Below are 324 nucleotides of genomic sequence, written 5' to 3' on the forward strand. Positions count from 1 at the left end.
CTCGGCTCGCCGTAAACGGGCGTCGCAATCCCTTCCATGCGCGCCTTGAGCTGCAGCGCCACATACTTCGAATAGAACCTCGACAGCGCCAGATTGCCACCGTGGAACCACAGCGCTTCCTGCGCCGTCGGCTTCCACATATTGCGCAACTCGCCCTGCCACGGTCCGGGATCCCCCTTCACGCCGGAGCCGAGGCCCCAGCACGGGCCGACCTTGTCGGCGACCTCGCGAGAGACGATGCCCGCCACCGTCTCGTTCATCGACTGGAAGCCGGTGCAGCACACGATGGCGTCGACCTTCAATTCACTGCCGTCCTCGAACAGG

General features: G+C 64.8%; 1 pseudogene. It reads right to left on the reverse strand.

The annotated features are described in order from the left end of the window. Positions 1–324, reverse strand: a pseudogene (locus EN786_RS36745) (NAD(P)/FAD-dependent oxidoreductase); the annotation flags it as partial.

Source organism: Mesorhizobium sp. M4B.F.Ca.ET.143.01.1.1, from assembly GCF_004792275.1.
GTDB classification, from domain to species: Bacteria; Pseudomonadota; Alphaproteobacteria; order Rhizobiales; family Rhizobiaceae; genus Mesorhizobium; species Mesorhizobium abyssinicae.